Genomic DNA, 23,545 nt, shown 5'->3' with positions numbered 1-23,545 from the left:
GGAAACGGGTCGCGCTAGCGGCTTGAGGCGCCCCGAATGAGGCGACTGGTAGCGGGCTCGCGCGAGCGGAGTTTGGCGAGTTGTAGCGGGGCGCCCAGGCCGGGTTGACCTGACAGGGGTTGGGCCTCCTCGCTGGGTTCCGCCGGCCACCGGCCTCCCGACGACTCTCCCTTCGATCGGCCCGTTGAGCTTGACCTAGCCCTTCATCCACGCTCCTTCTAGCCCTTCTCCGCTGCCCTTTCGGCTTGCCTTCTCTAGGCATGGTCAGCCTCCAGGTTCGGTCAGCAGGTCAGCAGGTCAGCAGAAAACCATCCGCATGCAGGGACTTCCGGGTGCTGCACGACCGAGCGGTGCACGGCGTAGAAGGGGTTGTGCTTAGAAGGGTGGTGGGTCTTCCTTTGGTGCCGGTGGTTGGTCTGGTCGGGTGAGGTAGGTTTCGCCGGCGGGTGAGATGGCGATGATCATTCCGGGTTCGGGTTGTCGGTAGTGCCAGTAGCCCTCGGATTTGAGCTTGTGGTGCCGTTTACACAACGCCGCCAGATTCGAATAGCTGGTTCTCCCGCCCAGCGACCAAGGTTTCGTGTGGTCGAGTTCGCAGAACACCGCCAACCGGTTACACCCCGGATGCCTACACGTCCGATCCCTGACCCTGACCGCGTCCTGGAGGTCCTTCGGCACCCGATACGTGGTGGCATCGGCCCCAAGCCTCGCCCCGGTGAACGGGTGGGTAAGAATCCGGGTGAACGATGGGGCATGTCCGGCGAGTCTCCGGGCGGTGTCGGGGTCAATCGGACCGTACCCTTCCAACTCTCCCGGTGCGTCCCCGCCCAGGAGGGTCATTACCGGGACGGTGACGAATACCTTCGCCTGCACACCCCAGAAGGCACCTGCACCACTGCGGCCGACCGACCCATCCGATACTTCCGGGCTATCAGGTCCTTCCGTCCCATCCGATTCGATCATCCCGCGCGTCTCGCTGGTTCTGCCGGTCCTGCCTCCGGTAGCGTCAACGGCGGTTCGACCGTCGGTGGAGGGATCGCCAGCGGTGGGTTCTACAGCGCTGGGATCTACGGTGGTGGGCCCTTGGCTGTCCGTCATGTGTCCGGTGGCACCGGCACTGGTCAGGACGTCTGCGAGGACGTCGGCGCGTAGCTGGGTGAGGGTGCGTGGTTCGTCGGGGCCTTGGAGGTTGCGGGCGGCGGTGTCGACGCGGTGGAAAATCCCGGCAGCCTGATCGACGGGTAGGTAGGCTTCGAGCCAGGCCATCCCGTCGTAGCTGGGGGTCAGGAACACCCCGCGTTCCTTCACCGCCCTCTTACGCCTGACGGTGATGGTTTCGGGGTGGAGTTCTTCGCGGAGCCGGTTCGCTTGCTGCCGGAACTTCGCCACCGTCGTCAACGACGGAGGGTGTCAAATATTTTGTGTAAGGGCAGGGTGACCCTTAGCAGGAAGCCGAGATACTGATGTCCATGATTGATAAGGAAGCTCGTGAGGAGCGCAGACGTTCTCAGCGTGAGGGTGTGGAGGCGTTGGAGGCCTCGGGTGCCCTGAATGAGTTGTATTCCATGATCGATTCCGGCCAGGTCGAGCTCGAAGGCAAGGACGGTCTGATCCAACGGCTGATCAAGGCGGGTCTGGAACGGGGTCTGCAGGCCGAGCTCGGTGACCACCTCGGGTATGACAAGGGCGACCCAGACGCGGCTTTGTTCCCGAACTCACGCAATGGTGCCTTCCCCAAAACCGTCGGGACCGCTGTCGGGGACGTTGAATTGGCGATCCCGCGGGATCGGGACGGCACGTTCACCCCGTCCCTGGTCCCGAAAGGCTCCAGGCGCTTGGGCGGGCTCGATGAGATGATCGTGAGCCTTTATGCCGGCGGGATGACAGTGCGTGACATCGAACATCACCTCGTGTCCACGATCGGCACGGAGATCAGCCGCGAAACGATCTCGAAAATCACCGATGAAGTCCTCGAGGAAGTCACCGCCTGGCAGCGACGGCCGCTGGAGGCCTTCTACCCGGTCATTTACCTCGACGCGATTGTGGTCAAGGTCCGCGACGGAGCACACGTACGCAACAAAGCCGCCCACATAGCCGTCGGGGTCGACATGGAAGGAATCAAGCACGTCCTGGGCATCTGGGTCCAAGCCACCGAGGGCGCGAAGTTCTGGGCCGGTGTCTGCGCCGAGCTGGCCAACCGGGGTGTGAAGGACGTGCTGATCGTGTGCTGCGATGGGCTCACCGGGTTCCCCGAAGCGATCGAAGCAACCTGGCCCGATTCGCTCGTGCAGACCTGCGTGGTGCACCTGATCCGGGCCTCGATGCGGTTCGTGTCCTACGGGCAGCGCAAAGCCGTCGCGGCTGCTCTGAAAGCCGTCTACCAGGCCCCGAACGAGACCGCGGCGCGGGCCGCGCTGGAGGAATTCGCGGCCTCAGAGCTAGGCAAGAAAAACCCGAACACCGTCCGGGCCTTCGAAGACGCATGGGACCGATTCACCCCGTTCCTAGCCTTCCCGCCGATGCTGCGCAGGGTCATTTACACCACCAACGCGATCGAGTCTTTGAACTTCCAGCTCCGAAAAATCATCAAAAACCGCGGCCATTTCCCCTCCGACGACGCAGTTGTGAAACTGCTCTGGCTGGCAATCTGCAACATCGAAGACAAACGCGCCCGCGAACGAGCCAAAGAACGCGGTCTCGGCCATGACGCTAAACGCAAAGCCGACGGACGCCTCGTCGAAGGCCAAGTCACCACCAACTGGAAACAAGCCCTCGCCCAGCTCGCCCTCGCTTACCCCGACCGCATCAACCCCCACCTATGAAAACCATCCAGCGGCCACCCGCTTACACAAACAACTTGACAGGCTCCAACGCCATGTCAATGAGCCGGGCCTCAAAATCAGCCGTCACCGCAGGGTCAGTGTCGGGGATGCTGGTCGCTTCCTCGACCACAGCCCACGCATGCCGTTTACTGAGCTTCCCGGCCTCCAACGCTTCCAGCGTCGCCGGGCAGTACCGGGTCAACAGGGTGCTGTGCTCGACGAGGAACCCCGCCGTGCGTTCCGGTATGTGCAGGGCTGCGCTGACCTCGGACGCGGTGACGGTTTTCTCGTACCCCCAGTCCCTCGGATCGTGGCGGGTGTGTTCGGTTTGCAGGTCAAGGGCCCGGGTCACGACCTTGGCTTCCTGGGCGTCCAGCCAGGACCGTGCCTCGTCGATGTCCTTCAACGTGTCCAACACCTGAGCCGCGTCCAAACCGCCCACAGGAGCCATCTGCAACTGCCCAGTCAGTGCGGGAGGCTCACTACTGGAGCGCACCCGCACATCCGGGTCATCCCCGAAGTGAAAGAGTTCCCACGCTTCAGAAAACAACCACTCAGAACCAGAACCGCCCGAATCTGGCTCCGTCGATTCCGGTCCCGCTGCATCGGGTCCTGTTGAGTCGGACTCCGGAGAATCTGGATCGTCCGGGCCGGACTTAGCCGGTTCTGCATTGTTCGGATCAGCGGCATCCTCAGCCGAGTCTGTGTCAGAGGCGGGCTCCGGCGGGTCCACGACCGGAGCAGTCCACACCGACTCAACACCCAACGGACCAGCCGACCCATACCCAGAAGAAGACCCGGTGGGCGCCTCCGTAGATGTATCGGCGGCGGTCTCCGCGGACGCGTCCGCGGTCCCGGTATTAGAAGCGGGATCCGCGCCGGATCCGGGAGGAATCACCGGTCGGGTAGAAGAAGCTTCACTGCCTTTCATACCTCTATTCGATCACCCGCCACTGACAAAATAAGGGGCAGATCAGAGATGCTCAAGAAACTTTTTCGAACTTTTTTCTGAGCAGTTGTTACTGTTCCAGCAGCCCTCAAGTGGCGCACATGCGCGTCTCAAAACAACCCACACATCGTGCCACCTCGACAATCCGCCAAGGCGAGCCGTCAACCCACCCGCAAACGCGAAGCGTCGCCCCACTTCAGGCCACCGCCACAATCCGCCGAGGCGAGCTATCGACCCACCCGCCAACCGGGGCCGCCAGGGCGAGTCTTCGAGAGACCCGTGAACCGGAACCGTCCAGCAGATCATTGAACGACAGACCAGCTCTTCGCCAACCCGAACCATCGGCCCACCCGCCAACGCGAGCCGTCGCCCCACATCAGGCCGCCGCCACAATCCGCCAACCCGAACCATCGACCCACCCGCCAACGCGAGCCGTCGCCCCTCATCAGGCCACCGCAACAATCCGCCAGGGCGAGCCATCGACCCACCCGCCAAACGGGGGCACCCAGGGCGGGCCATCGACCCACCCGTGAACCGGAGCCGTCCAGCAGATCGTTGAACGACCAGACCAGCGCTCCGCCGAGGCGCCCCAACGAGGTAAACGGTTCAGACAGATACAAACCTCGAGCATCCCCAGACACCCACCAAAGCCACCCCGGCTACCGGTCGCAGACGGAATCGCTAGGGTTGAAGACATGACTATCCGAGACGCCCGCCCGGAGGATGTACCCACCATCCTCCAGCTCATCCACGACCTGGCCATCTACGAGAAGGAACCCGACGCCGTTCGGAACACACCCGAGCAGCTTCACCAGGCACTCTTCGGCGATGCACCGAGCGTGTTCGCCCACGTCGCCGAATCAGACGGTGCTATCCAGGGTTTCGCACTCTGGTTCCTGAACTATTCCACCTGGGAGGGCGTCAACGGCATCTATCTTGAGGATCTCTACGTCCGCCCCGAGGCCCGGGGCGAAGGACACGGCAAGGCCCTCCTGCAGAACCTGGCCCGCATCGCCGCCGAACGCGGCTATGCCCGGGTCGAATGGTCGGTCCTCAACTGGAACGAACCGTCCATCAGCTTCTACGACAGCCTCGGCGCCTTGCCCCAGGACGAGTGGACCACTTACCGTCTCACCGGCCCGACCCTCACCGCCGTCGCCAGCGGAGCCACCACATGAGCGGGCAGCCAGAGGCCGACGTCGTCCCCCACCACCGCGGTACCACCCACCTGATGCACGGCGCCCGCACCACCGGCCACCACTTCACCGTCCCGCTGGACCACTCAATGCCCGACGGCGAAACGATCACCGTCTTCGCCCGCGAGTACAGCTCCCTGGATCACGACGACGACGACGTTGCCGGGCTTCCCTGGCTATTGTTCCTGCAGGGCGGTCCAGGCGGACGCGGCGCCAGAGTCACCCAGCTGGGTGGCTGGATGAAAGCCGCAGCCAAGCACTTCAGGATTCTGATGCTCGATCAGCGGGGCACCGGCCTGTCCACTCCGGCGGATGCCAAGACGCTGCCGGTCCGCGGCGACGCCGGAGCACAGGCCGAGTACCTCACCCACTTCCGGGCCGACTCGATCGTGGCGGATGCCGAACTGATCCGCCGTCAGCTGGTCGGAGCGCCCTGGACGGTCTTCGGGCAAAGCTTCGGGGGGTTCTGCGCACTGACGTACCTCTCGTTCGCCCCTGAAGGCATGGACCGTGCCCTGATCACCGGTGGGCTCGCTCCGCTCGAAGGGTCACCCGACCGGGTCTACACCGCGACCTACCAGCTGGTCGAGGCACGGAACCGCGAGTACTTTGCCAAGTACCCCGGGGATCACGACATCCTCACCCGGATCGCCCGACACGTCGCCGCCGTCGACGAGCGGCTGCCCACCGGCGAACAGCTCACCGTCGAACGCCTCCAGATGATCGGCTCCTTCCTCGGCGGCAACACCCGGGTCGACGCGCTCCACTACCTGCTGGAGGACGCGTTCATCACGACGCCCGACGGCGAGCGACTCTCCGACGTGTTCCTCGACGCGGTATGGGCGCAGGTCAGCCGGTCCTCCAACCCGCTGTACGCGCTGATGCATGAGTCGATCTACTGTCAGGGTGCGGCGTCCGGATGGTCCGCGGACCGGGTGCTGGCCGACTACCCCCAGTTCCTCCCCACAGCTGACGAGCTGCTCCTCACCGGTGAGATGGTGTACCCCTGGTACTTCCAGCAGGACCCCGCGCTGGTCCCCCTGCGGGAAACCGCTGACCTCCTGGCCACCAGGACCGACTGGGGTAGCCTGTACGACGCCGACCAGCTGGCGCGCAACACAGTTCCCGCCGCGGCCGCCGTATACCAGGAGGACATCTACGTGGACCACGACCTGTCGATGGAAACCGCGCGGGCCGTCAACGGGCTACAGGCGTGGGAAACAGCCGACTTCCACCACGACGGCATCTCCGACGATGGCGAAGCGATCTTCAACCGGCTGCTGCGCCTGACCGGATGGCCAGCCTGACCCGGTAACCCGCTGACCGGATAGCTCTCCCCGACACGCAGCCGGCCCGCCAGTACCGGTCATCCGGTGCTGGCGGGCCGGGGTGGCGCGCTGATGGTGCGGTAGAGCCGAACTGGCTAGTTGTCGACGTCGGCCGCGCGGGCCTTGCGGGCGTCCTCTTCCAGCTGGGCGTCGATGGCAGCCTGCTTGGCCTTCGGGCTGAGCAGGCTCAGAACGACGGCGATCACAATGGTGCCGAGGATGATACCCAGCGAGACGAACGTGGGGATGATCGGTGCCCACTCGATGTGCTGCCCGCCGTTGATGAACGGAAGCTCGTTCTCGTGCATGGCGTGGAGGATCAGCTTGATGCCGATGAACGCGAGGATCACCGAAAGTGCGTGCTTCAGGTAGATCAGACGGGTCATCAGACCACCAAGCAGGAAGTACAGCTGACGCAGACCCATCAGGGCGAAGATGTTGGCAGTGAAGACGATGAACGCGCTCTCGGTCAGACCGAAGATGGCGGGGATGGAGTCGACGGCGAAGAGCAGGTCGGTGAGGCCGATCGTGACGAACACGATGAGCATCGGGGTGAAGACCTTCCTGCCGTCGACGACGGTGCGGATCTTGTTGCCGTCGTACTTATCGGTCATCGGCAGGACGGTGCGCAGCTTCCCGATCAGCTTGTTCTCGCTGCCGTGCTCCTCATCCCCACCGGTGTCCTTGGCCTGCTGGTACGCCGTGTAGAGAAGGAAAACGCCGAAGATGTAGAAGATCCAGCTGAAGTTGCTGATCAATGCAGCGCCCAGGAGGATGAAGATTCCGCGGAGCACCAGCGCGATGATGATGCCCACCATGAGCACTTCCTGCTGGTACTTCCGGGGTACCGAGAACCGGGCCATGATGATGATGAACACGAACAGGTTATCGATGCTGAGGCTGTACTCGGTGACCCAACCCGCCACGAACTGGCCGCCGTAGTCCGGGCCGGTGAAGATAAACATCAGGACGGCGAAGACCAGGGCAAGGGACACGTAGAACGTGACCCAGAGGCCGGCTTCCTTCATGGACGGCTCGTGGGGGCGCTTGACCACCAGGAGCAGGTCGAAGAGAAGGATGAGGCCAAGCACAATGAATGTGCCGACCTCGAAAGCCAGCGGCAATTCCAGCGTGGGTTCGGGCATGAGGGACCTTTCGGAGGGTGCAGCGGTGTCCGCAAGTCTCTCCGCCGCGGCACCTGCCAGTCGGCCGCTACGCCCGGCAGGGCAACGATGCCCTGCGTGTTGACGTTCGTAGCGCTTCGGGATACTCCCTTACGTCCGCATCATCGTAGCCTAACTACTCAGCTGATCGGGAAATAACTGCCGTAACCTTTCAATTTCCTCGGTCAGCTCCGCAGTCGTCCAATAGTCGCTGTGTCGGCGGAGTCTCCCGGCCGGGTCAGGGTCAGCGAGTTGCCGGTTGTCGGCACACGGGACGGCAGTTCCAATAGGGTCGGTGTCCCGCCACAGGTTCACCCAGCCGTTGCCGGGGGTATTGCCGCTGACCCGGCGAAAGAGGTCACCGTTGAAATAGGCAGGGAAAAACGCACCGTACAGGGAAGCAAGTGGAGAACCGGCGGTGGCAAGGAACAGCCTGCCAGCCTCCGATGTCCGCGTGTGGGCCAGCAGCCACGCGCAGATCACCGAGCCTTGGCTGTGCGCCACCAACACCACCTGCCCGACGTCGGCCCGCCGGGTTTCGGCCCGGATTCCTTCCACCACTGCATCCCGGTAGGAGACTCCGGCGAGTGGATGGTCACGGATGGGCCAAAAGCCGGCAATGTCGGCGATTTTCCCGAGCACGCTGCGTACCGGCGCGAGCTGGCCGAGCAACAGCACCAGGATGACCGCGGCGCCCGCCAGATGAAGGGCAAGAATGGCCAGAGCGAGCCACGGACCGCCCAACCGTCCCTCCCCGAGGGCGACCGCGGCGGCGATTCCGGCAGTGGCCACCAGTCCTGCGACGGGCATGATCCGGGGCACCAGGGTGGGTGCGCCGCGGGTCAGGCGGTGCAGCCAGCGGGCGCGGACAACCGGTGTCCCCCAGAGCGGGCTGAGGCCCAGCGTCCGGGTGAGGGAAAGGACGACGGCGGCGGCGAGGGCGACGGCCGCCACGACGATCAGCGCGAGGAAGGGGAAGAGATCGAGCCGGCTGTCTCCTGCCTCGGCTGTACTGTCGTAGGCGAGCAGGATCGCATGGCTGGTGTTGCGGCCAGGAGTGGAGCCACCAGCACCGGACGCGCCGAACAGGCCGGTGATGTACGCCAGGATGTTGTCGAGCACCATGCGTAGCAGGGAGGTCACACTGTGCAGCAGCAGGACCGCCGCCACCAGCAGTACCCCGGCTGCGGCTTCCGGGGCACGATTCGGGCGGGCCTCCGGACGCCCCGCCCAGTACCGGACCACGAGAAGTGCCGCGGCGAGGACAGCACCCCCCGTGCTGAGCGCGATCCAGAGAGCCATCGCGTCCAGCCGCTCCACAGTGGGGACCGGCCCAGACGCGCTGGCCGACATGGGGGTGGGGACGGAGGGCCACCCGCCGTAGGCCAATTGCGCCGGACGTGTCCAGGCGATGGCCACCCCTGCCCCCACGATCAGCCCCAGGTGGGTAAAAACCCGCCGGGCGTCACCGTGGTGCGTGCCATCTGGGTGCGTGTCACCCGGTTCCGCGTCCCCCTGGCGGCTGATGACCGTCCGCCACCGGTACAGCAGCCAAGCGGCGAGGGCGACAGCAGCGACGATCGCCGTCGTCCTCCCCGCGGCCGATCCGCTGACCTCCGCCGGTAGGTGGCGCAGCACGGTCTCGCCGAGCACCACCAGCCAGGCCAGCTGGCTGACAGTGAGGATGAGTCCCACCAGTCCGACGGACGCCCGCAGCAGCGCACCGCCCGCTACTGCACTGCCCGCTCCTGCTACGCCGCCGCCGTGCATGCGCCCAGCCACGTTGATCAGGGTGAAAGGGAACGCCAGGTACCAGAGGAATCCGGTGTTCCTGCGGTTCGATCGGGACCAGTTGACGATCCGCAGCCGGTGCGGTGGGAGCGCCGGTGCGTCGGCCGTTTCAACCCACGAGTTGAGCCGCCTGACGGGGGGCCGTCCCAGCGCGCTCAGGTAGTCGTGGTCTCCGACCCCGTGCACCCGGATCTCGGTGAACGGACCGGTGCTGGGCGGACGGCGACCTGTCATGGAGCTTAGGCGTGTCCGGCTGTCTGCATCTGCCGCAGTTCCTTCTTGAGGTCACCGACCTCGTCCCGCAACCGGGCGGCCAGTTCGAAGTGCAGGTCGGCTGCCGCGGAGTGCATCTGGTCGGTGAGCTGGCTGATCAGATCGGTCAGGTCTTCCGCGGGCACGGCCGCAAGGCCGTCGTGGCGGACCGGGGTCCCACCCTTGGCCGTCTTGCCGCCCTTGCGTTTCCTGCCCGTTTCCTCCAGCAGGGCCCGGGTGTCGGCGTCTTCCTGCGCGATGGAATCGGTGATGTCGGCGATCCGCTTCCGCAGCGGCTGGGGGTCCACCCCGTGTTTGAGGTTGTAGGCGACCTGGATTTCGCGGCGACGGTTCGTTTCGTCGATCGCTTTGGCCATCGAATCGGTGATCCGGTCCGCGTACATGTGCACCTCGCCCGAGACGTTACGGGCGGCACGGCCGATCGTCTGGATCAGGGATGTGGCACTGCGCAGGAACCCCTCCTTGTCGGCGTCGAGAATACTGACCAGCGACACCTCCGGGAGATCGAGGCCCTCACGGAGCAGATTAATGCCCACCAGCACGTCGAAGGTGCCGAGCCGCAGCTCGCGCAGCAGCTCGACCCGGCGCAGGGTGTCGACGTCGGAGTGAAGGTATTCCACCTTCACCCCGTGTTCCAGCAGATAACCGGTGAGGTCCTCGGCCATCCGTTTGGTAAGCGTGGTGACCAGGACGCGTTCGTTGAGTTCCACCCTGGTGCGGATCTCGCCCAGCAGGTCGTCGATCTGGCCCTTGCTCGGCTTGACCACCACCTCCGGGTCGATCAGTCCGGTCGGCCGGATGATCTGCTGCACAAACCCGTCCGACTTGCCGAGCTCGTACTTGCCCGGGGTCGCCGACAGGTAGACGGTCTGGCCGATCCGCTCAAGGAACTCATCCCACTTCAGGGGCCTGTTGTCCATGGCGGAAGGCAACCGGAAGCCGTGGTCCACGAGGGTACGCTTCCGGGACATGTCCCCCTCGTACATGGCACCGATCTGCGGGATGGTCACGTGGGATTCATCCACCACGAGCAGGAAATCGTCCGGGAAGTAGTCGAGGAGGCAGTGGGACGCCGACCCCGGGCCGCGCCCGTCGATGTGGCGCGAGTAGTTCTCGATGCCGTTGCAGAACCCCATCTGCTGCATCATTTCCAGGTCGTACGTGGTGCGCATCCGGAGGCGCTGCGCCTCGACCAGTTTGTTCTGCGACTCCAGTTCGTCGAGCCGGACCTGCAGCTCGTCCTCGATCTGCTTGACCGCCCGGTTCATCCGTTCCGGACCCGCAACATAGTGCGACGCCGGGAACACATACATCTCGGTTTCTTCCCGGACAATCTCACCGGTCAGGGGATGCAGCGTGTAGATCTTCTCGACCTCGTCGCCGAAGAACTCGATGCGGATCGCCAGCTCCTCGTACATCGGGATGATCTCCACGGTGTCGCCGCGCACCCTGAACGTGCCACGGTGGAAGTCAATGTCGTTGCGGGTGTACTGCATGGAGACAAACTTCCGCAGCAGGTCATCCCGGTTCATCTGCTGGCCGGTCTCCAGCGTGACCATTCCAGCCACATACTCCTCGGGGGTGCCCAGGCCGTAGATGCAGGACACGGTGGCGACCACGATGACGTCCCGGCGGGTCAGCAGGGCGTTAGTGGCCGAGTGGCGGAGCCGCTCCACCTCCTCGTTCACCGACGAGTCCTTCTCAATGAAGGTATCCGTCTGCGGTACGTACGCCTCGGGCTGGTAGTAGTCGTAATAGGAGACGAAGTACTCGACGGCGTTGTTGGGCAGCAGTTCACGAAACTCGTTGGCCAGCTGCGCGGCGAGGGTCTTGTTCTGCACCATCACGAGGGTGGGGCGCTGGACCTGCTCGATCAGCCACGCCGTCGTCGCGCTCTTGCCGGTGCCGGTGGCGCCCAGGAGCACCACGTCCTTCTCGCCGCCCTTGATCCGTTCGCTCAGTTCGGCGATCGCGGCTGGCTGGTCACCGGCTGGTTTGAAATCACTGATCACTTCGAACGGGGCGACCACCCGGTTAATTTGCTGCGCAAGGCTCATACAAATACGTTAGACCCTCCCCCGGACAATTACTGTCCTCAGGTCAGAGAGTTAGCCGACGGCAGAAGGCGGTCCCGGCTGCCAGCCGGTGTCGGCGATCCACCGGTTCAGCAGCGGGTCGGCCACCTCGGTGAACCACGCTTCCTTGCACTGCGCGTAGCCGTCGGTTCCCTGGTCGGCAGCGTGCTCGGCCGCACAGCGTTCCTTCTCCGCCAGATACAGGGCCACGGCCCCGGGATCGGACCGGAGCCAGTCCCGGAAGGACAGCGCGTAACGCCACCCCGGGGAGTCCTGAACCCGGACATGCACGTTCACCGGGCGGCCCGGGTCGGCGTTGGCATGGAGGCGTTTCGCCCACCGGTCCGGATCGGGGATGGCCGGTTTCGGCTCATCCCGCACAATGCCCTCGACGAGGGGAAAGCCCGCGGCAGTGAGCTTGCCGGCAATCCTGTCAGCGTCCTCAAGCGTCGCGACGGTGACCTGTAGATCAATGACGTCCTTGGCTGGCAGGCCGGGAACCGCCGTCGAGCCGATATGGTCCACGCCGAGCACCAGGGGATCCGCCAGCCGCAGCCGTCCCATGATTCTCTCAGCCTGCGCTGGCCAGTCATCCCGGTACGCGGCGAGTTGCGGCCCACCCGTCCGTCCCGCCCGCACGCCGCTGACCAGGTTGGTGTTGAACGGGACCACCCGCTGATGCCACAAACGGTCCACAGCGGCCAGCAGTTCCTCGGCCGTCCCCTCATTGGGGATGACGACGTCGGCCGCGGCGGCCCGCTCGGCCCGCGTCGCCTGCGCCGCGAGCCGGGCACGCGCGTCGGCGTCGCTCATCCCGCGGTGGGTGGTCAGCCGCCCCACGCGCACCTCATCGGACGCGTCGACGACTACCACCAGATGGAACTGGTTCTGCTGGCCGGTCTCGACCAGCAAGGGGATGTCCTGCACGACGACGGCGTCCGGCGCAGCGGCGGCGGTCAGCTCACGGGCGCGGTCGCGGACCAGCGGATGGATGATCGAGTTCAGCGTCATCCGGCGCGAAGGGTTTCCGAAGATGGCTTTCGCCAGCGCGGGTCGGTTCAGCCCGCCGTCGGGCAGGAGCATCTCCGGACCGAACTCCGCGACGACCGCCGCGAGCCCCGCAGATCCCGGTTCAACGGCCTCCCGGGCCAGGACATCCGCATCGACCAGCACCGCTCCGAGCTCTTCCAGGCGGGCAGCGACGAGAGATTTACCGGCGGCGATCCCGCCGGTGAGGCCGATTCTGAGCATGTCCTCCACCCTAGTACCCCCCGAATCCCTGTGCGCGGGAAGCCCGTAAGCTTGTCCGGTGAGCGACAGTGAGATAACCGGCTATACGACGGTCCGGGGCGAACACCGTCACGAGACCGAGGTCCGCCGGTCCCGTTTTGTCGCAGTCGTCCGGCGCGTCGACACCGAGGATGGCGCGCGGCAGCTCCTCACCGACCTCCGGCGGGAATTCCACGACGCACGTCACCACTGCAGCGCATTTGTCATCGGACCGGACCGTTCCATCCAGCGGGCCAACGACGACGGAGAGCCGTCCGGCACCGCCGGCGCGCCGATGCTGGACGCCATCCTTAGACGCGTGACCACCGGGGGTGCCACCGATCTGAGCGACCTCGCCGTCGTGGTGGTGAGATACTTCGGTGGTGTCCTCCTGGGCGCCGGCGGCCTGGTCCGCGCCTACTCCGACGCTGTCTCCCAGGCCCTGGACGCGGCACCCACCGTGCAGCGGCGGCTGCTGCAGCAGTTGACGGTCCCGGTGGCGCACGCCGACGCGGGCCGCGTCGAGAACGACCTCCGAGCCGCCGGCACCGAGGTGCTGGGTACCGACTACCTCACCGACCGTGCGTTGATCCAGGTGGCAGTGCCCGCCGGGGATGCATCGGTTGAGGGCTTCACCGCACGGCTCGCCTCCCTGACCGCCGGGCAATCCGGTGCCGAACTGCAAGACCTGAAATGGGTGGATTGTGACTGACTTTTCCTTCGACGACCTTCGGCGGGCTCCCGACGTGGAAGCCCCCAACCTGTTCGCGTTCGACGCCACTGACCGACTGCTCCTGGACACCGCTGGCGACGCCATCGCCGCCGACCCGGCCGGCGTCGTCGTGATCGGTGACCACTATGGGGCGCTGACCCTGCGAGCTGCCGCCCTGCACGGTGCGACGGGGATCCGCACCCACCAGGACCCGCTGTCCGGCGAGCTCGCGCTGACCCGGAACGCGGAAGCGGTGGGTCTACTCGACCGCTTCGCCCACCATTCACTGAACGGTGCCCTGTTGGCCGATGCCCGGATTGTCCTGCTGCAACTCCCCCGCTCACTGGCCGCATTGGATGAGATCGCGTGGACAATCGCCCGCCATGCCGAACCCGGCGTCCAGGTGTTCGCGGGCGGCCGGGTGAAGCACATGACCACCGCCATGAACGGTGTGCTCGGCCGCCACTTCGGCACCGTTACGGCGGGACTGGCCCGCCAGAAGTCCCGGGTGCTGACGGCGTCCGGGCCGGTGCAATCCGCCGACAGCGGGTTTCCCGTTGAGGAAAGACACGACGTCGGCCTGCCCTCCCCGCTGATCCTGCGGGCCTATGGCAGCACCTTCGGCGGGGCGAAGCTCGATGCGGGCACCCGGTATCTGCTTCCTGCCCTCTCCGACGCCCGGGTCGCCGGGCACGCGATTGACCTCGGGTCGGGCAACGGCACCATCGCTGCCTACCTGGCGCTGACCCGGCCCACCCTGCAGGTCACGGCAACCGACCAGTCGGCGTCGGCCGTGGCATCGTCCCGCGCGACAGCCGACGCCAACGGCGTGGGCGATCGGATCTCTGTGGTGCGCGACGATGCGCTGTCATCACTGGCCGACTCGTCGGCCGACCTGATCGTCCTGAACCCTCCCTTCCATCTGGAAGGAACTGTGCACTCGGGGATCGCGCTGAAGCTGTTCGCCGACGCTGGGAGGGTCCTGCGTCCGGGCGGCGAACTCTGGACTGTGTGGAACAGCCACCTGCAGTATCGGGCGTCCCTGACCCAGCTGGTGGGCCCCACCCGCCAGGCAGCCCGCAACCCCAAATTCACTGTGACGGTGTCAACGCGAACCTAATCAGGCTGCCACAAACCGGACATGCTAAGTAACCTTAGTTTCTGGAATATACTTCCGTCATGTCCACCACAGCCCAGCACTCAGCACCACAGTCGGCACCGGCGTCCAAGCTCAAACAGGGCATCACCGGCCCCCTACTCTTTCTCTTCATCCTCGGGGATGTGCTGGGTGCTGGAATCTACGTGCTGGTGGGTGTGGTTGCCGGCGAAGCAGGCGGTGCGATCTGGGTGCCGCTGCTCGTCGCTCTGGGCCTGGCGCTGCTGACCGCCGGATCCTACGCCGAACTGGTGACCAAGTACCCGAAAGCCGGTGGAGCAGCCGTCTTCGCTGAACGTGCCTACAGGAAGCCGATTGTGTCCTTCCTGGTCGGATTCTGCATGCTCGCGGCCGGGGTCACCAGCGCTGCCGGGCTGGCGCAAGCCTTCTCCGGCGCCTACCTGTCGGCCTTCATCGACGTCCCTCCCGTTCCCGCGTCGCTGGTTTTCCTGCTGCTGGTCGCCGCGTTGAACGCCCGCGGCATCCGGGAATCAGTGCGCACCAACGTGGTGATGACCGTCGTCGAGGTCTCGGGCCTGGTGCTCGTGATCGTCGTCGTCGGCCTGTTCCTGGCCCAGGGAAACGGGGACCTCAGCCGGGTGACCCAGTTCCCCGACGGCGTCGGACCGGCCTCCGCAGTGCTGGCCGGAACCCTCATCGCCTACTACTCATTCGTCGGGTTCGAGGTGTCGGCGAATGTCGCCGAGGAAGTCAGGGATGTGAGCCGGGTGTTCCCCCGGGCGCTCTTCGGGGCCCTGCTGACCGCTGGCGTGGTGTACGTGCTGATCGGGTTGGCAGCCTCGGCCGCGGTGCCCGCAGCGGACCTTGCCGGTTCCACCTCTCCCCTGCTCGACGTCGTCAACGCCACCGGGTTCGGGATCCCTGAATGGATCTTCGGCCTGGTGGCGCTGATCGCCGTCGCCAACGGTTCGTTGCTCACCATGATCATGGCAAGCCGCCTGACGTTCGGAATGGCTGAGCAGGGCCTGCTTCCGTCAGTGCTCGGCCGGGTGCTCCCCAACCGTCGGACCCCATGGGTAGCAATCCTTGTCACCACTGCTGCAGCGATGATCCTCTCCAGCACCGGCGACCTGGAATCCCTGGCCGAAACAGTCGTGGTGCTCCTCCTGTTCGTCTTCCTCAGCACCAACATCGCCGTCCTGGTGCTCCGCAAGGACCACGTCGACCACCAGCACTTCCGCATCCCCGCAATTTTCCCGTACCTGGCCATCGCCTCCTGCATCCTGTTGATGACCCAGCAGAGCGCCGACATCTGGTTGCGGGCAGCAATACTTGTCGGAATCGGGCTGGCTCTCTACGCCCTCCAGCACCTCACCTCACGCCGCAAAACCGGCTCAACCAGCCCAGTGGAGAACTAGTTCATGCGCCCTCCCTCAGCACTCGGGTCCGCCTTTGCCGGAGTATTCGCCGGCCTGAAAACTGTCAGGCCGCGCCGTCCCATCCACCCGGACGGCGTGATGCTGTCGGGGACACTGACCCGGACGGGTCCAGCCATGCCGAGCGGCATTTCCTGGATCGACGGCTTGGGCGAAGTGGAGGTCATCGCACGGCTGTCCCGTTCAGTGGGCCTCCCCCGCTGGAGTCCAGACATCCTGGGGTTGGCCCTCCGGGTTCCTCACAGCTCGGGGCATTTTGACGTGTTGCTGGCCTCAACCGGCGCCTCAGTTCCGGGCAGGTTCGCGCTGCTCCCCCAGCGCAACGTGATGGCAGCCAAGTTCACCTCGCTGCTGCCCTACCGCGGACCAAAGTCGGCTGTGCTTCTGGGCGCCTTTCCACTTGACCCGAGCGGGAACCTCGCCGCCACACCGGAGGGCCTCAGCGCAGGACTGGCAAAGCGTCCCCTGGAACTGGCCCTCTGCTTCAGCCAGCCGATGGGCTCCTGGATCCGGTTCGGTACGGTGAGGTTGCGCCACGACCCCGAACAGGCGAGCACCCGGTTCGACCCGGTGCAGCATCCGCTGCCGGGGTCGGAAACCTATGCCTGGACCCGCGCCCTGCGGGAGCCCTCCTACACCAAGGCACGGGAGGTGCGAGCCACCGAGCAGTCTTCCGCTCTGGGCCGCCCGGGCCAGGAAGAGCCTGCCGCACCCACCGCTCCGTCCCACTGAACACGGGCGGTCAGTGGGACTGTCTAGACAATCCCACTGACGGCCCGCCGCCGGTGGGAGGGTGGGTGGAACAGGCAGCATCATCCGGCATTCCAGACACAGAAAAGGCCCCCACCTCGCGGTGGGGGCCTTTTCAGGTACTAGCGCTGGACCTAGTTGCCGGTCAGCTTTTCGCGCAGTGCAGCAAGTGCTTCGTCTGACGCGAGCGTACCCGTGCCGACGTTGCTGTTGTTGCTGCTGCTGTTGTTGCTCTCAGCAGCGCCTGGCTCGGACGAGTAGCTGGTCGAGCTGGACTCGACAGGCTCGTTGGCCGCAGCTGCATCGTCAGATGCGTGCTGCACAACCTGCTTCTTGTGTGCTTCCCAGCGTGACTGGGCCTCAGCGTACTGAGCTTCCCAGGTGGCGCGCTGGGTGTCGTAGCCCTCGAGCCATTCGTTCGACTCTGGGTCGAAGCCCTCGGGGTACTTGTAGTTGCCTTCTTCGTCGTACTCGGCAGCCATACCGTACAGGGCTGGGTCGAACTCGGTGCTGTCGGCGTCGACGCCCTCGTTGGCCTGCTTGAGGGAGAGCGAGATCCGGCGACGCTCGAGGTCGATGTCGATGACCTTGACGAACAGTTCGTCTCCAACCGAGACAACCTGCTCTGCCAGCTCCACGTGGCGGACAGCCAGCTCGGAGATGTGAACGAGGCCTTCGATGCCGTCTTCGACACGAACGAACGCACCGAACGGAACCAGCTTGGTGACCTTACCCGGAACAACCTGCCCAAGGGCGTGGGTGCGGGCGAAGGTCTGCCATGGATCTTCCTGGGTGGCCTTGAGCGACAGTGAGACGCGCTCGCGGTCCAGATCGACCTCAAGCACCTCAACGGTGACTTCCTGGCCAACTTCGACAACCTCGGATGGGTGGTCGATGTGCTTCCAGGACAGCTCGGAAACGTGAACGAGTCCGTCGACGCCGCCGAGGTCCACGAAGGCACCGAAGTTGACGATCGAGGAGACAACGCCGGGACGAACCTGGCCCTTTTCCAGCTTGTTGAGGAACGTGGAACGCACCTCGGACTGGGTCTGCTCGAGCCATGCACGGCGGGACAGGACTACGTTGTTGCGGTTCTTGTCCAGCTCGATGATTTTCGCTTCGATCTTCTGGCCGATGTACGGAGCCAGGTCGCGTACACGACGCATTTCGACCAGGGACGCAGGCAGGAAGCCGCGGAGGCCGATGTCCAGGATGAGTCCACCCTTGACAACCTCGATGACCGTACCGGTGACGACGCCGTCTTCTTCCTTGACCTTCTCGATGTCGCCCCAGGCACGCTCGTACTGAGCGCGCTTCTTGGAGAGAATCAGGCGGCCTTCTTTGTCCTCTTTGGTGAGCACCAGGGCTTCGACCTGATCGCCAACGGAGACAACGTCTCCGGGATCAACGTCATGCTTGATGGACAGCTCACGGGAAGGGATGACACCCTCGGTCTTGTAACCGATGTCGAGCAGAACTTCGTCGCGGTCAACCTTGACGACCGTTCCTTCAACGAGGTCTCCGTCGTTGAAGTACTTGATGGTGGCGTCAATGGCTGCGAGGAAGTCCTCAGCGGTGCCGATGTCGTTGATCGCGACCTGCGGTGCACCTGGCTTCTCGGTGGTGGTGATGGTCATGTAGTTGGGACTCCGTTGTGGATGATTAGTTGATCCGGCGGGCGCCAAGACAACAGGAAACCCTGCTGATTCGAGTGGAACCCGTCCGGAAGTGGACTTTTGGAGAGGAAACGGCCGACCAGGAACAGTCAGAAAACCCGTTTCGCAGTGCGCATTACACGCCCGTCTAGTCTAGCCGTCTGCGACAACACAGGTCAAAAGGGCGACGGCTGGTCGGAGAGCATCTAGAAGTGGGTGATGCAGTAGGGGTCCGACGGCGTCTGGAAGATCCGGTCGAGGCGGTCGATGCTGCCCTCTCCGTCAGGTCCCTGCTCGACGATGTGACCGACCGCGGCCAGGGTGTGCGCGGGGACGCCCCCGAGGTAGAGCGATCCGAGCGCGGCAACATCGACCCGCAACTCGGTGTCGGCGTCGTCGTCCAGGCGCGTCAGCTCACCCGTTCCGTCCGCGGCGGACAACCGGTACCGGCCAGCGGCGTAGCCGAGCGGGTCGACGATCTCCAGGGTGACCGTGCCGGCGCCCTGGTAGCCGCGGGCGGCAAGCGCCTTCACTGGATCAAGAATCCGCAGCCAGAGCACGTCCTCGTCGCCGGTCAGTTTGTAGCAGCGGCGGTCCGCCAGCGCCCAGGGCAACGGATCGTTCACGGGGGCGAGGTTGAAGGTGATCCGCTCGATCAGGTCGATTGATCCCAGGTACCGCCACAGTTCCAGGTAGGCGGCGCCCGAGGCGGCGACCAGGTCGATGATCTTCATCGTGTAGGGAGTGGTGCCCCAGCCGGAGAACTTGTAGGAGACGTAGCCGTCGGGGCGACCGTCGTCGTCGTAGTGGACGGCGGTCCGCACTCCCTTGTCCTCGACGGGCCGTTCCTCACCCCACCGCCCCGAGGCGCGCTGCGGGTAGGAGAACTGGCGGCCGAGGGACCCGGTGGTGACGTGGTGGAACCGGCCGAAGATCTGCTCCGACAGGGCAGCGGCGGACGCCGGGGACACCACCTCGGTGGCGCCGTAGGCAGGCGGACGGAGGGCGAACCGTTCCTTCACGTCGACCTCGATGTTGCGGGTGAACGTGGCGGTGCCGAAACCGAACCTACCGTAAATGGTCGCCTCGGACGCGGTCAGCGCCGCGACAGCGAACCCCTTGGCCGCCGCCCCGTCGAGGTCTGCGGTCATCATCCGGCGGAGCAAACCACGCCGGCGGTGGGTGGGACGCACGGTCACGGCAGTGATCAGATGCGCGTCGATCAGCTGGCCGTTGCCCACATTGAGGGAGTTGACCATGGTGCCGTAGGTGGCGACCGGGATCCGGGGATCCCAGGCGTGGGTGCCTGCGGCGTCGTCATAGGCTCCCCAGAGGGTGCGCCCGTCGGAGGCGAAGGCGCCGGCGTACGTTGGCAGGTCCTCCGGTTCGGTCCGGGTCTCGTGGAACCCGAACCGGATCGCCTCAAACCAGTGTGCGAGGGGGCTGTCGGCCGTGCAATCGGTTTCGGCGGTCACCGTGAAGGTGTCGATGCGTAGCGGAGCGGGGGCGGCGGGGTCCTGGGAAGCAGTCACGATCCATCAGCCTAGTGCCGCAGCACCCCGCACACCAGCACCTTGGGTCAGTGGGCGGCCTCGTGCCAGCTCGCTCCCACACCGACGGAGACGTCAAGGGGCACGGTCAGGTCAGCGGCCGAACCCATCTGCTCCCGCACCAGCAGTTCCACGGTGTCCTTCTCGCCCGGCGCGATCTCCAGGACCAGTTCATCGTGGACCTGCAGGAGCATCCGGGATGCCAGGCCCTGCCGACGTAGCTCGGCATCGACGCCGAGCATCGCCTTCTTGATGATGTCGGCCGCCGACCCCTGGATGGGGGCGTTCAGCGCGGCGCGTTCGGCCATTTCGCGGAGCTGCCGGTTGTCGCTGGAGAGATCGGGCAGGTACCGGCGTCGTCCCTCGATGGTGGAGGTGAAACCGTCGATGCGTGCCTGTTCCACCACGCCGCGCAGGTAGTCCCGGACGGCCCCGAACCGGTCAAAGTAGTCGCCCATCAGGGTGCGTGCCTCATCCACCGAGATGGCCAGCTGCTTGGACAGGCCAAACGAGCTGAGGCCGTAGACCAGGCCGTAGGACATGGCCTTCACCTTGGACCGCATGGCATTGGTGACATCCTCGGGTGCAACGCTGAAGATGTGCGCGCCGACGAACCGGTGCAGGTCCTCGCCGTCGCGGAACGCCTGGATCAGCCCCTCGTCGCCGGAGAGGTGAGCCATGATCCGCATTTCGATCTGCGAATAGTCGGCCGTCATCAGGCAGTCGAACCCATCACCGACGACGAACACCTCGCGGATGCGCCGACCCTCGTCCGAGCGGACCGGGATGTTCTGGAGGTTCGGGTTCGTGGAGGACAGCCGCCCGGTCGCCGCGATGGTCTGGACGTAGGTGGTGTGGATCCGCCCGTCGTCGGCGACCGACTTCCGGAGCCCCTCCACCGTCTGGCGGAGCTTGGAGGCGTCGCGGTGCGCAAGGAGCTGTTCCAGGAATGGGTGCCCGGTCTTGACGATCAGGTCCGTCAGCGCGTCGGCGTCGGTGGAGTAGCCGGTCTTGATCTTCTTGGTCTTGGGGAGTTCCAGTTCGTCGAACAGGACCGCCTGGAGCTGCTTCGGTGAGCCCAGGTTGATCTCCTTGCCGATGATCCTGAACGCCTCGGCGCTGGTGGTGCTCATGGTCGCCGAGAAGTCGTCGAACAGCTGGTCGAGCCGGTCCATGGCCACGGGGACGCCGGTGAGTTCCATTTCGGCGAGCACCTGGGCCAGTGGCAGTTCAAGCCCGCCCAGCAGCTGGTTGGCGCCGCGTTCCACCAGCTGGCCGGCGAAGTATTCACTGAGCTGCAGGGCCGCGAAGGCGCGGGCGATGGCGGGTGAGGCGACGTCCTCCTCCTCCAGCTGGAGTGCGAGCTGACCGCCCGTAGACTCTGCCGGGGGTGCTATCGACATTTTCAGGTGTGACTGGCTGAGATCGCCGAGGTCGTAGGCGCGGCGGTCGGGCTGGATCAGGTAGCCGGAAATGGCGGTGTCGTCGACGACCCCCGCGAGTTTCAGTCCGCGGGCGGCGAGCAGCTTGTAGGCGGCCTTGAAATCGTGGGCCACCTTCGGAGCGCTCAGGTCGGCCAGCCACGTGGAGAGCACCTGATCCGCTTCGGCGTCGAGCGTTTCCAGGTCAACGTACGCCGCGTCTGTCGAGGTGACGATGGCCAGCCCTACGACGTCGTCGTCCCCCGTGGTCGCCTGGGTCACCAGCTGGACGGCGGCGATGGCCTGGTTCGTGGCGTTAAGCCAGGAGGTCAGCGCAGCAGCATCGGTGAGGACCACATGCTCGGGAGGGGTCATTTCGTCGTGCGACTCAGCGGAGTCCTCCTCACCGAACAGGTCGAACAGGCGCTTGCGGAGGACGTTGAACTGGAGGGAATCGAACAGTTCCTCCACGGCCGGACGGTCGGGGGTCCGGGACACCATGGTGTCCAGTTCCACCGGCAGCTCCAGGTCAAGGTGCAGCTGGTTCAGGCGGCGGTTGCGCTTGACCAGCTCGATGTTCTCCCTGAGTGAGTCACCCACCTTCCCCTTGATGGCGTCGAGGTTCTCGAGGATGCCGTCCAGCCCGCCGTAGAGCTTGATCCACTTGGCGGCGGTCTTCGGTCCGACCCCGGGAACCCCCGGGAGGTTGTCGGCGGTCTCCCCCACCAGGGCTGCCAGATCCGAGTACTGGTTGGGCGGGACGAGGTACTTTTCCTCCACCGCCTGCGCATCCATCTGCGGGATGTTGGTGACGCCCTGCTTCGGGTACAGCACCGTCACGCGGTCGTTGACCAGCTGGAAGGCGTCGCGGTCACCACTGACCACCTGCACGTCCCAGCCTTCGGCTGCGGCCCGGACGGAGAGGGTGGCGATGATGTCGTCGGCCTCGTAGCCCTCCATCGACAGGGTGGGGATGTGCATCGCCTGCATCACCTTGATGATCAGGTCCACCTGGCCGTGGAATTCCGTCGGCGTCTTGGCACGGCCGGCCTTGTACTCGGTGTACTCCTCGGTACGGAACGTCGGGGTGCTCAGATCGAGCGCCACCGCCACATGGGTGGGCTTCTGGTCCCTGATCAGGTTGATCAGCATCGCGGTGAACCCGTAGACGGCATTGGTGTGCTGTCCAGTGTCGGTGGAAAAGTTCTCGGCAGGCAACGCGTAGAACGCGCGGTAGGCCATCGAGTGGCCGTCGATCACCAGCAGGCGTTTGCGGGATCCGTCAGCGGGCCCGGTGGCCGTCGGAGGAGCGTCCGTCAGAGTCGCAGCGGCCGGGGGAACATCGGGTTTGGTTGTTTGACTCACAGGTGCCAGCCTAGTTGCCATGACCCATAATTACACTCCGGAGCCGTCCGGACAGGAACCGACCGCCAACCCCTATGCAGCCGAGCTCACCGCTGCTGGTGTGCCGGAAGAGATGCACGAGTGGCTCAGCGGTCACGGTATCGGGCGTCTGGCCGCGAAGATGGGGATCGTGTTCACGGAGATGACGCCGGAACGCCTGGTCGCCACCATGCCGGTCGAGGGGAACGAACAGGTGGCGGGTATCCTCCACGGCGGGGCCCACCTGGTCCTCGCGGAGACCCTGGGCTCCTTCGCCGCCGGCCTCCACGCGGGGCGCGAACGGCAGGCGATGGGCATTGAGATCAGCGCGACGCACCACCGGTCGGCATCGTCGGGGATGGTCACCGGCACCGCCACCGCCGTCCACCTGGGCCGTACCCTGACCACCCACGAGGTGGTGATGACCGACGAGGACGGCCGCCGCCTGTCGACCGCCCGGATCACCAACATCATCCGCGACAAACGCTGATTTATTGCGGTCCTTCGGCGCCCGGAATCCGTGGCCAATACGGGGGTAATCCTCTACGGGTGAACTCCCATCTGAAGCATTGACAAGGTTCTGAAGTCTGAGGATGCTAGCACTGACAGCGGTCAACCGTTTCAGCGGATAGGGGACGCCTCTCCCCGATGAAGC

At 65.3% G+C, this 23,545-nt stretch carries 18 protein-coding genes; 8 read left to right on the top strand and 10 right to left on the bottom strand.

Annotation, left to right across the window (positions count from 1 at the left end; all coding sequences use genetic code 11):
- Nucleotides 1-375: 375 nt before the first annotated feature.
- Nucleotides 376-1,389: a DUF222 domain-containing protein gene (locus tag HMI57_RS06355; protein ID WP_346655150.1), complete on the bottom strand. Its 1,014-nt coding sequence runs from the start codon at nt 1,387-1,389 to the stop codon at nt 376-378.
- Nucleotides 1,390-1,469: 80 nt separating this feature from the next.
- Between HMI57_RS06355 and HMI57_RS06350 the strand changes: the two genes are divergently transcribed.
- A complete protein-coding gene (locus tag HMI57_RS06350) occupies nt 1,470-2,822 on the top strand; it encodes an IS256 family transposase (RefSeq protein WP_171585104.1) in 1,353 nt (450 codons plus the stop codon).
- 22 nt (nt 2,823-2,844) lie between these two features.
- Here HMI57_RS06350 and HMI57_RS06345 read toward each other — a convergent pair whose 3' ends face one another.
- On the bottom strand, nt 2,845-3,318 hold the full coding sequence (locus HMI57_RS06345) for a DUF222 domain-containing protein (protein ID WP_346655144.1): 474 nt from the start codon (nt 3,316-3,318) through the stop codon (nt 2,845-2,847).
- A gap of 755 nt (nt 3,319-4,073) precedes the next feature.
- Nucleotides 4,074-4,391: a hypothetical protein gene (locus tag HMI57_RS06340; protein ID WP_171585103.1), complete on the bottom strand. Its 318-nt coding sequence runs from the start codon at nt 4,389-4,391 to the stop codon at nt 4,074-4,076.
- A 75-nt stretch (nt 4,392-4,466) separates the two neighbouring features.
- Here HMI57_RS06340 and HMI57_RS06335 point away from each other — a divergent pair, with 75 nt between their 5' ends.
- Nucleotides 4,467-4,949: a GNAT family N-acetyltransferase gene (locus HMI57_RS06335; RefSeq protein WP_171585102.1), complete on the top strand. Its 483-nt coding sequence runs from the start codon at nt 4,467-4,469 to the stop codon at nt 4,947-4,949.
- Nucleotides 4,950-5,002: 53 nt separating this feature from the next.
- Nucleotides 5,003-6,274: an alpha/beta fold hydrolase gene (locus tag HMI57_RS06330; RefSeq protein WP_228720973.1), complete on the top strand. Its 1,272-nt coding sequence runs from the start codon at nt 5,003-5,005 to the stop codon at nt 6,272-6,274.
- A gap of 116 nt (nt 6,275-6,390) precedes the next feature.
- On the opposite strand, the gene HMI57_RS06325 is transcribed toward HMI57_RS06330, so the two are convergent.
- From HMI57_RS06325 to coaE, 4 genes are all read right to left on the bottom strand, one after another.
- Nucleotides 6,391-7,440 (bottom strand): TerC family protein, encoded by a 1,050-nt coding sequence (locus HMI57_RS06325; protein WP_171585100.1) that lies wholly within the window; start codon nt 7,438-7,440, stop codon nt 6,391-6,393.
- Nucleotides 7,441-7,590: 150 nt separating this feature from the next.
- Complete coding sequence (locus HMI57_RS06320) at nt 7,591-9,483, bottom strand: hypothetical protein (protein ID WP_171585099.1); 1,893 nt, start codon at nt 9,481-9,483, stop codon at nt 7,591-7,593.
- A 5-nt stretch (nt 9,484-9,488) separates the two neighbouring features.
- A complete protein-coding gene (uvrB, locus tag HMI57_RS06315) occupies nt 9,489-11,579 on the bottom strand; it encodes an excinuclease ABC subunit UvrB (RefSeq protein ID WP_171585098.1) in 2,091 nt (696 codons plus the stop codon).
- Between the two features lie 51 nt (nt 11,580-11,630).
- Nucleotides 11,631-12,848, bottom strand: coding sequence for a dephospho-CoA kinase (gene coaE, locus HMI57_RS06310; protein WP_171585097.1), 1,218 nt, complete (start codon nt 12,846-12,848; stop codon nt 11,631-11,633).
- A 58-nt stretch (nt 12,849-12,906) separates the two neighbouring features.
- Here coaE and HMI57_RS06305 point away from each other — a divergent pair, with 58 nt between their 5' ends.
- From HMI57_RS06305 to HMI57_RS06290, 4 genes are read left to right on the top strand one after another with little or no spacing between them, the layout of a single operon-like run.
- Nucleotides 12,907-13,578, top strand: coding sequence for a YigZ family protein (locus HMI57_RS06305; protein ID WP_171585096.1), 672 nt, complete (start codon nt 12,907-12,909; stop codon nt 13,576-13,578).
- Nucleotides 13,571-14,698 carry a methyltransferase gene (locus HMI57_RS06300; protein ID WP_171585095.1) on the top strand — a complete coding sequence of 376 codons (1,128 nt, stop codon included), beginning with the start codon at nt 13,571-13,573 and terminating at the stop codon, nt 14,696-14,698. Before HMI57_RS06305 ends, HMI57_RS06300 begins: the two co-directional genes overlap by 8 nt.
- A gap of 59 nt (nt 14,699-14,757) precedes the next feature.
- A complete protein-coding gene (locus HMI57_RS06295) occupies nt 14,758-16,113 on the top strand; it encodes an APC family permease (RefSeq protein WP_171585094.1) in 1,356 nt (451 codons plus the stop codon).
- Nucleotides 16,114-16,116: 3 nt separating this feature from the next.
- Nucleotides 16,117-16,863, top strand: coding sequence for a hypothetical protein (locus HMI57_RS06290; protein ID WP_171585093.1), 747 nt, complete (start codon nt 16,117-16,119; stop codon nt 16,861-16,863).
- A 152-nt stretch (nt 16,864-17,015) separates the two neighbouring features.
- Here HMI57_RS06290 and rpsA read toward each other — a convergent pair whose 3' ends face one another.
- The 3 genes from rpsA to polA form a co-directional block, all read right to left on the bottom strand.
- Nucleotides 17,016-18,518: a 30S ribosomal protein S1 gene (gene rpsA, locus HMI57_RS06285; protein WP_171585092.1), complete on the bottom strand. Its 1,503-nt coding sequence runs from the start codon at nt 18,516-18,518 to the stop codon at nt 17,016-17,018.
- Nucleotides 18,519-18,742: 224 nt separating this feature from the next.
- Nucleotides 18,743-20,068 carry a GNAT family N-acetyltransferase gene (locus tag HMI57_RS06280; RefSeq protein ID WP_171585091.1) on the bottom strand — a complete coding sequence of 442 codons (1,326 nt, stop codon included), beginning with the start codon at nt 20,066-20,068 and terminating at the stop codon, nt 18,743-18,745.
- Nucleotides 20,069-20,115: 47 nt separating this feature from the next.
- Nucleotides 20,116-22,872, bottom strand: a complete 2,757-nt coding sequence (polA, locus tag HMI57_RS06275; protein ID WP_171585090.1) for a DNA polymerase I — start codon at nt 22,870-22,872, stop codon at nt 20,116-20,118.
- A gap of 19 nt (nt 22,873-22,891) precedes the next feature.
- Here polA and HMI57_RS06270 point away from each other — a divergent pair, with 19 nt between their 5' ends.
- Nucleotides 22,892-23,380, top strand: coding sequence for a hotdog fold thioesterase (locus HMI57_RS06270; RefSeq protein ID WP_171585089.1), 489 nt, complete (start codon nt 22,892-22,894; stop codon nt 23,378-23,380).
- Nucleotides 23,381-23,545: the final 165 nt, after the last annotated feature.

The organism is Arthrobacter sp. 260, from assembly GCF_013116745.1.
Lineage (GTDB): Bacteria > Actinomycetota > Actinomycetes > Actinomycetales > Micrococcaceae > Arthrobacter_D.
This window is presented reverse-complemented; position numbering and strand designations above follow the sequence as displayed.

What these genes read in the sequence shown, in the direction of transcription:
- HMI57_RS06335 (WP_171585102.1), top strand. Translation starts at nt 4,467, where the DNA reads ATGACTATCCGAGACGCCCGCCCGGAGGATGTACCCACCATCCTCCAG.
- uvrB (WP_171585098.1), bottom strand. Translation starts at nt 11,579, where the DNA reads ATGAGCCTTGCGCAGCAAATTAACCGGGTGGTCGCCCCGTTCGAAGTG.
- HMI57_RS06295 (WP_171585094.1), top strand. Translation starts at nt 14,758, where the DNA reads ATGTCCACCACAGCCCAGCACTCAGCACCACAGTCGGCACCGGCGTCC.
- HMI57_RS06350 (WP_171585104.1), top strand. Translation starts at nt 1,470, where the DNA reads ATGATTGATAAGGAAGCTCGTGAGGAGCGCAGACGTTCTCAGCGTGAG.
- HMI57_RS06330 (WP_228720973.1), top strand. Translation starts at nt 5,003, where the DNA reads ATGCACGGCGCCCGCACCACCGGCCACCACTTCACCGTCCCGCTGGAC.
- HMI57_RS06270 (WP_171585089.1), top strand. Translation starts at nt 22,892, where the DNA reads ATGACCCATAATTACACTCCGGAGCCGTCCGGACAGGAACCGACCGCC.
- HMI57_RS06325 (WP_171585100.1), bottom strand. Translation starts at nt 7,440, where the DNA reads ATGCCCGAACCCACGCTGGAATTGCCGCTGGCTTTCGAGGTCGGCACA.
- rpsA (WP_171585092.1), bottom strand. Translation starts at nt 18,518, where the DNA reads ATGACCATCACCACCACCGAGAAGCCAGGTGCACCGCAGGTCGCGATC.
- HMI57_RS06320 (WP_171585099.1), bottom strand. Translation starts at nt 9,483, where the DNA reads ATGACAGGTCGCCGTCCGCCCAGCACCGGTCCGTTCACCGAGATCCGG.
- HMI57_RS06290 (WP_171585093.1), top strand. Translation starts at nt 16,117, where the DNA reads ATGCGCCCTCCCTCAGCACTCGGGTCCGCCTTTGCCGGAGTATTCGCC.
- coaE (WP_171585097.1), bottom strand. Translation starts at nt 12,848, where the DNA reads ATGCTCAGAATCGGCCTCACCGGCGGGATCGCCGCCGGTAAATCTCTC.